The organism is uncultured Paraglaciecola sp., from assembly GCF_913058035.1.
Classification (GTDB): Bacteria; Pseudomonadota; Gammaproteobacteria; order Enterobacterales; family Alteromonadaceae; genus Paraglaciecola.
The window spans coordinates 26062-40372 of the sequence record NZ_CAJXPA010000018.1; the positions used below are offsets into that span (position 1 = coordinate 26062).

Sequence of the window (14311 nt, forward strand, 5' to 3'; positions counted from 1 at the left end):
AAAAATGCCGCCATTAGCGGCATTTTTTTATTTTTTTTAATTAAATTTTACAATTGGGCTTGTTCTTTGCCAAACGATAACCTTTCATGGCATTTGGCATATTGTTAGCTAAATTTTGTATACGAGTTGCAGGCAAAGGGTGCGTTGATAAAAACTCTGGCTGACGATTGTCACCGTCGATTTTAGCCATGTTATGCCATAAATTGACCGACTGCTGTGGATTGAAGCCTGCTTTAGCCATAAGGTCTAGTCCAATTAAATCAGCTTCTGATTCATGAGTGCGCCCGAATGGTAATTGTACGCCAACTTGCACACCTAAACCCAAACCAGCCATGATCATATTACTACTAGCAATTTCATTTGTTTCCAACAACTGGTTAGTGACTTTCATTCCCGCACCAATTAAAGCACTACTCGACATTCTCTCATTACCGTGTTCAGCAATCACATGACCCACTTCATGGCCGATAACAGCAGCAAGCTGATGTTGATTTTCGCTGAGTTCAATTAACCCTGTGTACACCCCAATTTTACCCCCTGGCAAGGCAAACGCATTAATTTGCGGTGAATCAAATACCACCAGCTCCCAATCACCTGTAAAAACTGATTTTGGTACATGTTGTGTAATAGCATCGGCAATACATTTCACATACTGATTTGACACTGGTTGACTGGAAATTTTTTGTTCTGTCTTCATTCCAGCAAAAGCCTGTTCGCCCATACCTGCCAACTGAGAGCTTGAATAGAGTTTAAGTTGATTGCGCCCTAAAGGAGATTTAGCACATGATGAAACAAAGATAGTGATGACAAAAATTAAGCACAAGTAATGATTTTGGCGCATGGAAATTATTCGTTTAGTCTAAATGAAAGTTTATTATACCCGATTTAGTTAATCGATTAAGCTCCTGTTCAATTCAAAACAGCTAATTTATTCATTCATTAATAAATTTTTAAGATAAAACTAATATCTACAAATTCTATGTTGTTGCTTCAACAATATTAGGATGCTGTTTCCCATCTGCATGTGCCAATTCAAACTAAGTCGATCATCATGAAAAAAAAATTTGTTACAGCGTTTTGTGCGTGAGGTGAAAACGTTGAGAAACTTAAACTGAAGCCATATGTGGGTCAGGGCGCTGCAATAGTTACGGTGGATGGATTACTCGATAACGCAAGTGGTAATCGCCAGAATATGTTTGTTGGAGGTGTTATTAGTGGATTATTTGGTGGCCTACTCACTACTTTGTTTGAGGTTAAAGACAATGGTTATGAATACCAACTGGCAGCATTGAATGGTGATCTTGTTAGTGTGATTGTAGAAGAATAAGCAGCTTAAAAAGGACAATGTATGAGTATGAGTATGAGTATAAGTATAAGAGTGGACTCTGACGCACGAATTAAATTAGAACCAACGAGTGTCTGAGAGGAAGCTGCGATAGAATATCCACAGCTTTAATTAAAACAGAACAAATATAGACTAAATTTAAGGCTGTATTTGTTCTGAACGAATCTGTTTAAATACTTGCTTTGAGCTGTTCAGCAATATCTGTTCTTTCCCAAGGAAAATCTTCTCTGCCGAAGTGCCCGTAAGCAGCTGTTGCTTGATAAATAGGTCGCTCAAGGTCAAGCATTTTGATCAGTCCGTATGGTCTTAGTTCGAAGTTGTCACGCACCAATTTAACTAATAATGCATCTGAAACCTTACCCGTACCAAAAGTATCAATGTTGATGGATGTCGGTTCTGCAACGCCAATGGCATATGACAATTGAATTTCACATTTATCTGCAAGTCCTGCGGCTACAATATTTTTTGCTACGTAACGTCCAGCATAAGCGGCTGATCTATCAACTTTTGATGGATCTTTTCCAGAAAATGCACCACCACCATGTCTTGCCATACCCCCGTATGTGTCGACAATAATTTTACGTCCTGTCAGACCACAGTCACCCATCGGTCCACCAATGACAAACCGACCTGTTGGGTTAATAAAATATTTAGTTTTTTTACTCAAAAATTTTTCAGGCAATACAGGTTTGATTATTTCTTCCATAACCGCTTCGCGAAGATCAGCTGTGCTGATGCTCTCATCATGTTGCGTTGATAACACTACTGCATCGATCGCTACGGGTTGATTGTTTTCATAAATAAAAGTGACTTGGCTTTTTGCATCTGGTCGTAACCATTTCAAAGTGCCATTTTTACGTACTTCAGACTGGCGTTTAACTAAGCGATGAGAATAAGTAATAGGCGCAGGCATTAATACATCTGTCTCATTACTAGCATAACCAAACATTAGACCCTGATCGCCTGCTCCTTGTTCTTCTGGAGAAGAACGGTCAACGCCTTGGTTGATATCAGGAGATTGTTTGCCTATAGCATTTAATATGGCACATGAGTCTGCATCAAACCCCATATCCGAATGTACATAACCTATTTCTCTGACTGTTTTACGGGTAATCTCTTCAATGTCTACCCAAGCTGATGTTGTGACTTCGCCACCGACTAACACCATACCTGTTTTGACAAAGGTTTCGCAGGCCACTCTAGCTTTTGGATCTTGGGTCAAAATGGCGTCTAAAACGGCATCAGAAATTTGATCTGCGATTTTATCAGGGTGTCCTTCAGAGACAGATTCAGAAGTAAAGAGATGTGAGGTCATAAAAGGGCCTTGATTTAAAAAGTCATTATAAAAATTTAGTGTATTTTAACTATTCAAATATAAAATACCAGTATTTACTTCTAGACGTCCAAACGTCTGTTATTGTTATTCTACTAAGCTGTAAAAAAAAGTCATATACAAATGACTATTCATAATGGATTTAGCATTGCAGTTAGATGCTAGCTAATACAAAATACACAGCTATCTTAGGTAACTGTAATTTCGAGTTACGGAAAGCCATAATTATTGGATCAGTCAGGAGAACACATGTCTTCATCACGTCAAGAACTCGCCAACGCCATTCGCGCCCTTAGTATGGATGCTGTTCAACAAGCTAATTCAGGTCACCCAGGTGCTCCCATGGGTATGGCAGATATAGCGCAAGTGTTGTGGGCAGATCATATGCAACATAACCCAAGCAACCCAGATTGGGCCAACAGAGATAGATTTGTCTTATCTAATGGCCATGGCTCGATGCTTATTTATTCGTTGTTACATTTAACCGGTTATGCATTACCTATTGAAGAGTTAAAAAATTTCCGTCAGTTGCATTCTAAAACTCCAGGACATCCAGAATATGGTTATGCACCGGGTATTGAAACCACTACTGGACCTCTGGGACAGGGATTAAGTAATGCAGTGGGCATGGCTATTGCTGAAAAAACCTTAGCTGCGCAGTTTAATCAACCAAATTTTGATGTGGTCGATCATTTCACTTATTGCTTTTTAGGCGATGGTTGTCTGATGGAGGGTATTTCTCACGAAGTGAGTTCATTAGCAGGCACATTGGGCTTAGGTAAATTAGTCGCATTCTGGGATGACAACGGTATTTCAATTGATGGTCATGTTGAAGGTTGGTTCACCGATAATACTCCCGCTCGTTTCGAAGCGTATGGCTGGCATGTCATTGCCAATGTCGATGGACACGACTCTCAAGCTGTTGCCGATGCGATTACAGCTGCCAAAGCTGAAACATCTAAGCCAACATTAATTTGTTGTAAAACCGTTATAGGTTTTGGTTCACCGAACAAATCAGGAAGCCACTCCAGTCATGGAGCACCTTTAGGTGAGGAAGAAATTAAAGCCACTCGCGATTTTCTAAACTGGCCTCACGCTGCTTTTGAAATTCCGGCTGACGTTTATGCTGGTTGGGATGCAAAAGTGTCTGGCGCAGAAAAAGAGCAAACCTGGAATGAGACATTTGCTGCCTATCAACAAGCATACCCAGAACTTGCAGCAGAGCTAACTCGTCGTTTGGCTGGTGAGCTACCTGCTGATTTTACTGAAAAAGCGGATGCATTTATCCAGCAATCGCAAGATAAATCTGAAAATGTGGCCAGCCGAAAGGCCTCACAAAACTCGATAGAAACTTTTGCTACTTTGCTACCAGAAGTGTTAGGTGGCTCAGCAGATTTAGCTGGTTCTAATCTTACCATCTGGTCTGGTACCAAAGGTATTTCAGCCGATGATGCTAGCGGTAACTATATATATTATGGTGTGCGTGAGTTTGGTATGAGTGGCATCATGAATGGTATTGGTTTACATGGTGGTTTCCGTCCATTTGGCGCTACTTTCTTAATGTTTATGGAATACGCGCGCAACGCAGTGCGCATGGCCTCGTTAATGGGCATTCCAAATATATTTGTGTATACCCATGACTCTATCGGTCAAGGTGAAGACGGGCCTACTCACCAACCCATTGAGCAAGTAGCCAACTTGCGTCTTACTCCAAACTTAGCGACATGGCGCCCTTGCGATGCAGCAGAAACTGCGGTTGCATGGAAATCAGCGCTTGTGCGTAAAGATGGTCCATCGGCATTGATTTTCAGTCGTCAAGGCTTACCTGCTCAAACGCGTAATGCCGAGCAGTTAGCCAATGTCTCTAAAGGCGGTTACATATTAAAAGATTGTAACGGTACCCCTGAAGTCATTTTAATTGCCACAGGCTCTGAAGTAGGGATCACTGTTGAAGCTGCTGAACAATTGTCTGCGGAGGGTAAGGCAGTGCGTGTTGTATCTATGCCAAGTACCACAGTTTTTGATAAGCAAGATGCTGATTATCGCGAGTCTGTGTTACCACGAGCTGTGACTAAGCGCGTAGCGGTCGAAGCTGCTCATGTTGATTTTTGGCACAAGTATGTCGGTTTTGATGGCGCTGTAGTTGGTATGTCCACCTTCGGTGAATCTGCCCCGGGTGCTGCCTTGTTGAAATACTTTGGTATCACTACAGAAGCAGTAGTTGAAGCTGCCAAAGGCTTAAAGTAAAAGCTTATTCAATACCCAAAGGCGTTTATTAGCGCCTTTGTTCTAAGGTGTTTAATAGTAGAAGTATTAGGTGGGGGTGCTCACCTTAAATCAAATTAAAGAGTGTTATGTTACGAATTGCAATTAATGGTTTTGGCCGTATCGGTCGCAACGTTGTGAGAGCTTTATATGAAAGTGGACGTAATTCTGACATTAAAGTTGTGGCAATCAACGAATTAGCCGAGCCAAAAGGCATTGCACACTTGCTCAAATACGATACGTCCCATGGGCGCTTTGGTTTTTCTGTCGATTTACAAGAAAAATACCTAATTGTGGCTGGTGATAAAATTCAGCTATTGCAGCATGAAAATATCGCTGCTCTTCCTTGGCAGCAACTCGATATTGATTTGGTACTTGAATGCACGGGTGTGAATAATGACAGAGCGGCTGGTCAAGCACATTTGGATCAGGGTGCCAAAAAAGTGTTGTTCTCTCAGCCTTGTGGATCGGATATGGATGCAACGGTGATTTATGGGATCAATGACCACCAGTTAAAAATTGACGACCTTATTGTGTCTAGTGGCTCGTGCACAACCAATTGCATTGTGCCAATAATACAGGTGTTGGATGATGCATTTACCGTATTAAGTGGAACCATAACCACTATACATTCTTCAATGCATGACCAACAAGTCATCGATGCATACCATACTGATTTGCGACTTACTCGAGCAGCCAGCCAATCGATTATTCCTGTTGATACCAAGTTAGCGGTTGGGATAGAACGAATTTTACCTAAATTTGCTGGCAAGTTTGAAGCGATAGCGGTGCGTGTACCTACTATCAACGTTACAGCAATGGACTTGAGTGTTACGTTAGAAAAACATGTGTGCATTGATGAGGTTAACCAAGCTCTGAAAGACGCGAGAGTAGGTCGTTTAGAAGGTATTTTAGACTATACTGAAGAACCTTTAGTATCGGTTGATTTTAACCACGATCCGCATTCTTGCATAGTAGATGGCAGCCAAACGCGCGTCAGCCATAAACAATTGGTTAAAACCTTAGTCTGGTGTGACAACGAGTGGGGTTTTGCTAATAGAATGATTGATACTGCAATAGTGATGTTCAATACAAATGAAAGCTAAATTCAGAAGTTATTAATTACAAGGTAAAATATGTCTATATTGAAAATGACCGAGCTTGATTTAGTCGGTAAAAGAGTATTAATACGCCAAGATTTAAATGTACCAGTCAAAGATGGTGTTGTGACCTCTGCCGCTCGCATTCGTGCTTCATTGCCCACTATCGAAGCTGCTTTACAGCAAGGCGCTAAAGTGATGATTATGTCACATTTAGGTCGACCTGTAGAAGGCGAGTTTGCAGATGAGTTTTCGTTGCTACCCATAGTCAATTATCTAAAAGAAAAAACCAACTTGAAAGTTCGGTTAGTGAAAGATTACTTAGATGCTGTAGACGTCAATGATGGGGAAGTGGTGGTATTAGAAAACGTACGCTTTAATGTTGGCGAAAAGAAAGACGATGCAACACTTGCTAAGCAATATGCTGCATTGTGTGATGTATATGTAATGGATGCTTTCGGGACTGCCCATCGCGCCCAAGCCTCAACCCATGGTGTCGGTGTGTACGCTCCTGTAGCTTGTGCTGGGCCTTTACTCGCCGGTGAGCTTGATGCCTTAGGTAAAGCGTTAAATAACCCACAACGTCCTTTGGTTGCAATCGTTGGCGGTTCAAAAGTATCGACAAAATTAACCGTATTAGATGCCTTATCTAAAATTGCTGACCAACTTGTGGTGGGAGGTGGCATTTCAAATACCTTTATTGCAGCCCGTGGTCATAACGTTGGCCGGTCGTTACATGAAGCTAATTTAATCCCAGAAGCTAAACGTTTAATGAACTCCCTAGATATACCAGATGCTGTTGATGTGCGTGTTGGCAAAAACTTTAATGAGTCAGAACCGGCTGTGATAAAAAATGTAAGCCAAGTATTAGACGACGAAGAAATTATGGACTACGGCCCTCAAACTGCTGAAAATGTAGCATCAGTATTGAAAGGTGCAAAGACTATTTTATGGAATGGCCCTTGTGGCGTTTTTGAATTTGATAATTTTGCTAAAGGCACAGAAGTGGTGGCTCGAGCCATCGCTGATAGCGATGCGTTTTCAATAGCGGGTGGCGGTGATACGCTTGCAGCGATAGATAAATGGAATTTGAGTGATAAAATTTCTTACATTTCTACCGGTGGTGGTGCGTTTCTTGAGTTTGTTGAAGGCAAAGTGTTACCTGCCGTTGCGATGTTAGAAGCCAGAGCGTCAAAATAGTTAATCGGTGTAAAACATTGTAAAGTGTAATAACGAGAAGAGCTTGAGCTCTCTATTAAATACTTTTAACCCCACGAGCCGTTATGCTCATCAGCTTCAACATAATAAAAAGGAATGTTGCACATGGCATCACAAACACAAATAGATATGCTTGCAAAAGTTAAAAAACAAAGTGGATTTATTGCTGCACTTGATCAAAGCGGCGGCAGTACACCTAAAGCTTTAGGTTTGTATGGTGTAGATGAGACTGAGTATCAAGGTGACGAAGAAATGTTCACCAAAGTACATGACATGCGGACCCGTATTATCACCTCCAGTGTGTTTAACGGAGAACGTGTTTTAGGAGCGATCTTGTTTGAAAACACCCTTGATAGGAACATTCAAGGCCAAAGCACCTCTAGTTATTTATGGAATGTAAAACAAGTTGTGCCTTTTTTGAAAGTTGACAAAGGTTTAGAAACTGAAGTAAATGGTACCCAGTTATTAAAAGTGATACCTGATTTAGATAACTTGTTAGCCAAAGCTAACCTACAAAATGTGTTCGGGACTAAAATGCGTTCAGTGGTTAAGTTGGCTAATGTACAAGGTGTTGATGATTTGGTTGAGCAGCAGTTTACAGTGGCTAAACAAATTTTAGCTGCGGGCCTAATGCCAATTATTGAGCCAGAAGTGGATATTTATAGTCCTGAAAAAGCAGCAGCTGAAACTTTACTTAGAGCTTCGATCCTTAAACACCTAGACAGTCTGGCAAACGATCAACAAGTGATGTTGAAACTGACCTTACCCGAGACGGCTAACTTTTACCAAGACTTGGTTGAGCACCCTAAAGTGTTAAAAGTCGTCGCGTTATCTGGCGGATATTCAAGAGAAGAAGCGAATAACAGATTGACAGAAAATAATGGCATGATTGCAAGTTTCTCCCGTGCATTATCTGAGGGACTCAGTGCTAAACAAAGTGATACTGAGTTTGATGCAACTATGGATACGTCTATTGAAAGCATTTATCAAGCCTCAAAAACATAGTTATATTCTGTGATGACATTGGTCGAGCATATGCTTGACTTTTTTTGCTCGGAAGATCGGAACGATTAGGCTATTATTTATTTTTTGACCTTAGATGGACGAGAACTAAAAAAGATGATCCATGATCTGCCCTTACCTATGTATAAAAAACTTACAGTGACATTTAGAGTTGAACCCGGATGTTTAGGCCCTGATGGCATTGATCATATTGAAGGTTTTTGTAAATTTGCCAAAAAAGAAGTGGCTGGACTAGATTCGGATTTTATACGCTGGGTCATTACGCCTCGTTATGATAAATCCTTGCTCGAAGCAGAATACAAAACTAATAATAAACGTCTCGATCATGACAAGGCTGAGAAATATCTGAGGGTGTTTGGGAAAGAGCTTGTCGATTTTGAAGAGCACCTACAAGACAAATTATCAATCTTAATTGATCAATATCTTGGCCGCTAATTAAGTCTTTAATTGTACAAATAACAAGGGAGCATCCAATAAACAGTAAACAAGTAGTCTCAATAGCATTATGTTTGGCGGCTGATTAATATACTGAATAGATTAAGGTTGTCATGTGGCAATCTGTATTTTTAAGACTTCGTTACAGTTCGCGCAGAATAAACAATTTCATCACTTTTTTATCACTATTTTTATCACTATTTTATTCTTTAATATTGTGGTGCTGATGATAAATCATGTCTTTGTTATGCAGTGGAGCAATGACATGATTGGGTATGTATATAAACAAGGGCTCAATGTATTGTGCGGTGTTGCTGCTTCATTATTGGACATTTATTTAAAAGACGGCACTTGGCAACAAATCAATGGCAAACATCGTTGTTTTAAAACATTATTGGTAGATGTTTAGCTGACTCAGAGTCTAGTCCTGTGCAAGGTGACACCTCATCAGCTCAAAGGACAGCATACAAGCTTTGACCAACGTTTATTGCAGAGAAACGTTCTACTGATTAAACGTTTTTAGTAAGACCGTGTTCGACTGATTTAAGCTTTAGTTATATCGACCTCCTAGTTGAGGAAGTCACATTAGACCACTTGGTTATTTGTAAACGAGATCAACTTACTACCGATTGTGAGTTATATTTATTAAGCAGCAACAGTATAGTAGTCGAAGGCTTTTTGGTTGGTTCTGGTTACAATGTTTATAGCGAAACTTCTCACTTCTCACTTCTCACTTCTCATTGATCCTTAGCCATATTTTAATCTGGTGCATGATTCAGATTTAATCTTTTGTCGTTTGGCTTAGTCAGTAACACACAGATTTTATTTTGTTAGATAAAAATATTGCCGAGTAAAAATTGAATTGAAATTGGTAGGGTGATCCGCCGGTCAAGCTCAATAACTATTATCGAAGTCCACAAAATGGCTATAGAACACCAGCCATAAAAGTCACTTCACTAGAGCTCTAAACGTTGTTTTTACTAAGTGCTGAACCGAGCAGGATGTTTTTCATGGGCAGTTAATGATCAGTCGATAAACATTAGCTACAAAGATGACTGTATTGTAAGACCTCACAATATCGATAGCCATATTTTAAAACCTAGAAAGAAATTGCCATGATGGGCCAAGACAGCTGGAAGCAGTCACTTTATGGCTTGGGTAACCAATTAGTTGTTTAAGCTTGGGCAGGAAAGAGTTTAAGTGATTTACACTTCTATCAACTAATATTGACGTCTCCCGATTAATCAGAGTTTAGGTGGTCTAGATGATGTTATGACATAAAAAGTTGTTTTCATTTGTAGCTTAATTTTAAACCTAACTCTAGGATATAGTTACTTTCACGTTCAATATCCGCACTAAATACTGGCTTTTGCTCAAGCCATTCATCAGGAAGTTGAAGCTGAAATGTATCACCATTTGCTTTAAGCAAAATAATGGGCAAAATGTCGTCTTGACGTTTTATGTTAAGCAATACGCCTAAACGTAATAATGCGATAAGTCTATAAACTTGATCCTGGGCTAAAAGAGTGAATTCTGGTATGTCTGCCACTCTAATTTTTTTACGATAAAATCTGGTTAACGTTGCCAATAAGTTTTGTTGTTCTAGCCCAAATCCGGGTAATTCGATATTTTGTAGTATATAACCTGAGTGGCGCTGTATGCCTCTGGTATTAATTTGTAAACCCACCTCATGCAACAAGGCAGACCAAGCCAACATATTTTTAAGTTCTTCATTATCAATTTTCCATGCTTTTTTGCACTGTTGATAAAGTTCCATAGTAGTGGCAAGCACTCGTTTGGCTTGTTCCACGTCAACGTCATAACGAGTCGCTAAGCTTTCAGCACTGCGCTGCCTGATATCGGGATGGGTTAAATGGGTTTCCATCTCATATAGAACCCCTTCACGAAGGGCGTCTTGTGAAAATTCCATCTCCTGAATATCCAGACTTCTGAACGTTGCAATTAAAATAGCCAGACCCGCTGCAAAAACTGAACGGCGGTCATCAGTTAGACCATGTATCTGCAAGTCATTGCTATTACCAGCTGCACAGCATAAGTTCATCAATGTAAGCAAGTCAGTCAAGCACACATGGTTTTCTCTATTTGTACTATCAAGTTGAGCTGCTAATTCGATAATAATTTTGATGGTACCTGATGTTCCAATACACGTGTTCCATCCAATTTGTTTATATTTTTTATCGATCATCTCCAATTCTTGTTGGGCGCTGGTAATGGCACGATTAAAGGCTTTTTGTTTGAGTTCACCATGCTTAAAAAAACGATTGGTATAACTGACGCAGCCCATTTGAAGGCTACGAAGTACATTAGTATTAAACCCCTCGCCAATGATAAATTCGGTTGAACCACCACCAATATCGACTACCAGGCGTCGGCCTTCTTGGTGATTGGTGTGGGCGACCCCCTGATAAATAAGCCGTGCTTCTTCTGCTCCGGATATGATCTCAATAGGAAAAGGAAATACATCTTTTGCTGCTCTCAAAAATTCCTTTGCATTACTCGCTTTTCTCAGTGCATGGGTGGCGACCACTCTTACACATTGTGGCTCAAAACCTTGTAGACTTTCAGCTATTACTTTAAGAGTATTTAAGCCCCGCTGCATCGTCTCTTCAGATAAAGCGCCGTCTGTGCCTAAACCATCTCCTAAGCGTACTTTCTGTTTAACCCGGTGAAGTATTTGAACTGAGCCTGCGACAATACGTGCAACCACTAGATGAAAACTATTCGAACCAATGTCTAACGCAGCTACCTTAATAGAGTCTCTTATTTCTACGTTATCGAAGGTAGGATCAAACGCAGTTTTAGTTTTAGACATTTTGGTCCTTTTCAAGTGCTTTTAAATAACGATAAATTTCAGTTTGAGAGCGCAGGTTCTTACGATTGCCTCTGGTCACGTAATGGTTGGTTTGTTGTTTGTCTATAACACGGGCTTTAAGTGTGTCATTAAATTGTATGTGTAATATATCCATAATTCTGCGTTTTAAATTTTCATCATAGATAGGGCATCCAACCTCAATACGAAAATCCATATTGCGGGTCATCCAATCTGCAGAAGAAATGAACATTTTAATGTCTCCGGCATTCTCAAATACCATTACCCTTGGATGTTCTAAAAAGCGGTCAACAACACTGATGACGCTAATATTCTCACTTAAACCTTTTACCCCGGGTACCAATGAACACATACCTCGGATGATTGCTTTTATTTTAACTCCTGCTTGACTGGCTTTATATAAATCATCTATTAGTAATTTGTCATCTAAATTGTTGATTTTTAATGTTATTTCAGCCTTGCGTCCTTCATTAGCATTTTGCATTTCTTGACGTATTAAGGCTTGAATTTTGGTTCTAGCATTGAGTGGCGACACTTGTAAATGCTGAAATTTCTGCCTTCTGTAGGGCTGTTGAATAAAAGTAAAAACAGCTTCCGCTTCATTAGCGAGTTCTTGATTACGAGTAAATAAACTAAAATCGGTATAAATCTTTGCTGTCTTTTCGTTGAAATTGCCGGTACCAAAATGAGCATACTTAATTAACTGTCCTTTTTCTTCGCGAGTGACGACGCATAATTTACTGTGAATTTTCAATGCGTGCATACCAAAGACTACTTGCACACCTGCGTCGGTCATTTTTTTAGACCATTGAATGTTTGCCTCTTCGTCGAATCTAGCGCGAAGCTCAACTACTACCGTCACTTTTTTACCATTATCTACCGCATCGATTAATGAGCTAATGACCCTTGATTGGCTAGCGACTCGATAAATATTTAAACGGATGTGTTTTACGCTGGTATCGAATGCAGCTTGTCGAATAAACTCAGTGACATGCAAAAAACGATGATAGGGGTAATGTAGCAGAATATCTTTTGCGGTAATCGCGTCAAATACGGTGTCATATTCAGAAAAGTCTTTTGATGTCAGAGCGGGTAACTCTTGGTTTTCTAAATAATCGCGGCCAATATTCGGAAACCCAATAAAGTCCTTAAAATTCCGGTAAGGACCACTAGAGATGAGACTATCGTAAGAAGATATTTTTAAGCGTTTTTTTAAATCCTTGAGCATTTCGCTGGGCATTCTGCTGTCGTGAACCACGCGAACAGGCTCTGCAATCAATCTTTGTTTCATGCTTTCTGACATTTTATCGACATAACTTTCATCTATTTCATCATTCAAAGAATATTCTGAATCTCGGGTCATTTTAAAAGAAAATGCCTCGAGAGAATCAAACTCAATAAACCCCTTAAAAATAGTTTCCAAGTTTAATCGGATAATGTCATCTAGCAGAATAATGTACTTCTTTTTTCGGCTTTTTTCTGGCGGTATAACCACAAATCGTGACATGTTTTGGCTCGGAACCTCTATGGTTGCGTAAGCAATAGCTTTGTCATCCTTGTGAACCCCTACATAAAGATAGGTGGCAAAGTCATTTAATCTGGAAACTAATTTAACCTTTTTGTTCAGTAAAACAGGAGCGATGTGTCTTAAAATTTTATTCTTGAAATAATTACTTAGCCATTGAGTGTGGTAATCGTTGAGGTCTTCTTCACCGAGTAAAAAAATATTGTATCTGGCTAATCCTTTCGCCACATTGGAATGAATACGATCAAAATTTTTGGTCATACCCAAGACTTTCTCTTGTATCTTCTCCATTAATAATTTTGTTTGATCAGCTTCTTCAAATTCACCTTCATTCAAGTGAATATATATTTTGCGCTTTACATCAGCCACTCGAACACGATAAAACTCATCCATATTGTTTGAATAAATACCAAGGAATCGAATACGTTCAATAATAGGATTGTTTACATCAGCCGCCTCTTGTAAAACTCGTTGGTTAAAAGATAACCAACTGAGTTCTTTGGGATAATATATATTAACGGTACCTGGCATATTTCACTCTTTATTTGGGTTTTATACGCCAATGGTGTGTGGCTATTGTGACAATTTAATGACAGCTACATACATAAATTTTCACATAACTACTGAAATTCAATGTCTACCATCAGATCATTTGCAATACTTTCTAAAGACTCTTGTAATTTTTCTAAGTCGAAATCAGCAGCAATACTAATGAGAGCATTAGCTTTAAATAGCGAACCACCCCAATTAGGAGCTGTTTCGAGGTAAGAATCAAATTTAACAATGTTCAGGTTAAATTGATTTAGAATTTGTGTTAGCTCTTGCACAATACCGGTTTTGTCATTACCTGTAATCTCGATTTGTACTTTTTGTTGGGGCTCGTTGGGCTCTTCAACCACACCACTTAACAAATGTATTTTTAAATCAGGATGCTGTAACAAGAGTGTGATAAGTGTTTGATGTTTATCTAGGGGTAAATCAATTTGTACAAAACCAGCAAAGTGTCCTGCCATGTGCGAAAAGTTACTGCCTAACCAGTTGCCTCCCATGCCGTAAACAGTTTTGGCTAGATTGCTAATTAATCCGGGTTTGTCTTGTCCTACTAAAGTAAATATTAACGGTTTCATATAAGTGTCACATTTCTGTAATAAAATTAAAATTATGAAAGCCTGATGCTCCCTTAAGTAGCCTAATACATTCTTTGTTAGTTGTAAGG

At 39.5% G+C, this 14311-nt stretch carries 12 protein-coding genes; 7 read left to right on the forward strand and 5 right to left on the reverse strand.

The annotated features are described in order from the left end of the window. Positions 1-40: 40 nt before the first annotated feature. Positions 41-841, reverse strand: coding sequence for a M48 family metallopeptidase (locus QZ562_RS04195; protein ID WP_293757225.1), 801 nt, complete (start codon positions 839-841; stop codon positions 41-43). Positions 842-1123: 282 nt separating this feature from the next. Between QZ562_RS04195 and QZ562_RS04200 the strand changes: the two genes are divergently transcribed. After that, positions 1124-1327, forward strand: coding sequence for a hypothetical protein (locus QZ562_RS04200; RefSeq protein ID WP_293757227.1), 204 nt, complete (start codon positions 1124-1126; stop codon positions 1325-1327). A gap of 187 nt (positions 1328-1514) precedes the next feature. Here the strand turns inward: QZ562_RS04200 and metK are convergent, their stop codons facing one another. Further along, positions 1515-2660 carry a methionine adenosyltransferase gene (metK, locus tag QZ562_RS04205; protein ID WP_293757229.1) on the reverse strand — a complete coding sequence of 382 codons (1146 nt, stop codon included), beginning with the start codon at positions 2658-2660 and terminating at the stop codon, positions 1515-1517. A gap of 267 nt (positions 2661-2927) precedes the next feature. Between metK and tkt the strand changes: the two genes are divergently transcribed. From tkt to QZ562_RS04235, 6 genes are all read left to right on the forward strand, one after another. Further along, entirely contained in the window at positions 2928-4925 is a 1998-nt protein-coding gene (gene tkt, locus QZ562_RS04210) for a transketolase (protein ID WP_293757231.1), read from the forward strand. A 107-nt stretch (positions 4926-5032) separates the two neighbouring features. Next, positions 5033-6049 carry an erythrose-4-phosphate dehydrogenase gene (gene epd, locus QZ562_RS04215; RefSeq protein ID WP_293757232.1) on the forward strand — a complete coding sequence of 339 codons (1017 nt, stop codon included), beginning with the start codon at positions 5033-5035 and terminating at the stop codon, positions 6047-6049. Between the two features lie 30 nt (positions 6050-6079). Next, the gene (locus QZ562_RS04220) at positions 6080-7243 is read left to right on the forward strand and encodes a phosphoglycerate kinase (protein WP_293757233.1); all 1164 of its coding nucleotides are present in this window, start codon (positions 6080-6082) and stop codon (positions 7241-7243) included. 123 nt (positions 7244-7366) lie between these two features. After that, on the forward strand, positions 7367-8266 hold the full coding sequence (locus tag QZ562_RS04225) for a fructose bisphosphate aldolase (RefSeq protein WP_293757235.1): 900 nt from the start codon (positions 7367-7369) through the stop codon (positions 8264-8266). A 114-nt stretch (positions 8267-8380) separates the two neighbouring features. Then, positions 8381-8719, forward strand: coding sequence for a hypothetical protein (locus QZ562_RS04230; protein WP_293757245.1), 339 nt, complete (start codon positions 8381-8383; stop codon positions 8717-8719). A gap of 265 nt (positions 8720-8984) precedes the next feature. Then, positions 8985-9128: a hypothetical protein gene (locus QZ562_RS04235; RefSeq protein ID WP_293757237.1), complete on the forward strand. Its 144-nt coding sequence runs from the start codon at positions 8985-8987 to the stop codon at positions 9126-9128. A gap of 882 nt (positions 9129-10010) precedes the next feature. Here QZ562_RS04235 and ppx read toward each other — a convergent pair. The 3 genes from ppx to QZ562_RS04250 form a co-directional block, all read right to left on the reverse strand. Continuing rightward, the gene (gene ppx, locus QZ562_RS04240) at positions 10011-11552 is read right to left on the reverse strand and encodes an exopolyphosphatase (RefSeq protein WP_293757239.1); all 1542 of its coding nucleotides are present in this window, start codon (positions 11550-11552) and stop codon (positions 10011-10013) included. Continuing rightward, positions 11545-13626, reverse strand: coding sequence for a polyphosphate kinase 1 (gene ppk1 / locus QZ562_RS04245; RefSeq protein WP_293757241.1), 2082 nt, complete (start codon positions 13624-13626; stop codon positions 11545-11547). The genes ppx and ppk1 overlap by 8 nt, the downstream gene beginning before the upstream one ends. Before the next feature lie 89 nt (positions 13627-13715). Further along, the gene (locus tag QZ562_RS04250) at positions 13716-14222 is read right to left on the reverse strand and encodes an ACT domain-containing protein (protein WP_293757247.1); all 507 of its coding nucleotides are present in this window, start codon (positions 14220-14222) and stop codon (positions 13716-13718) included. Between the last annotated feature and the right edge of the window lie 89 nt (positions 14223-14311).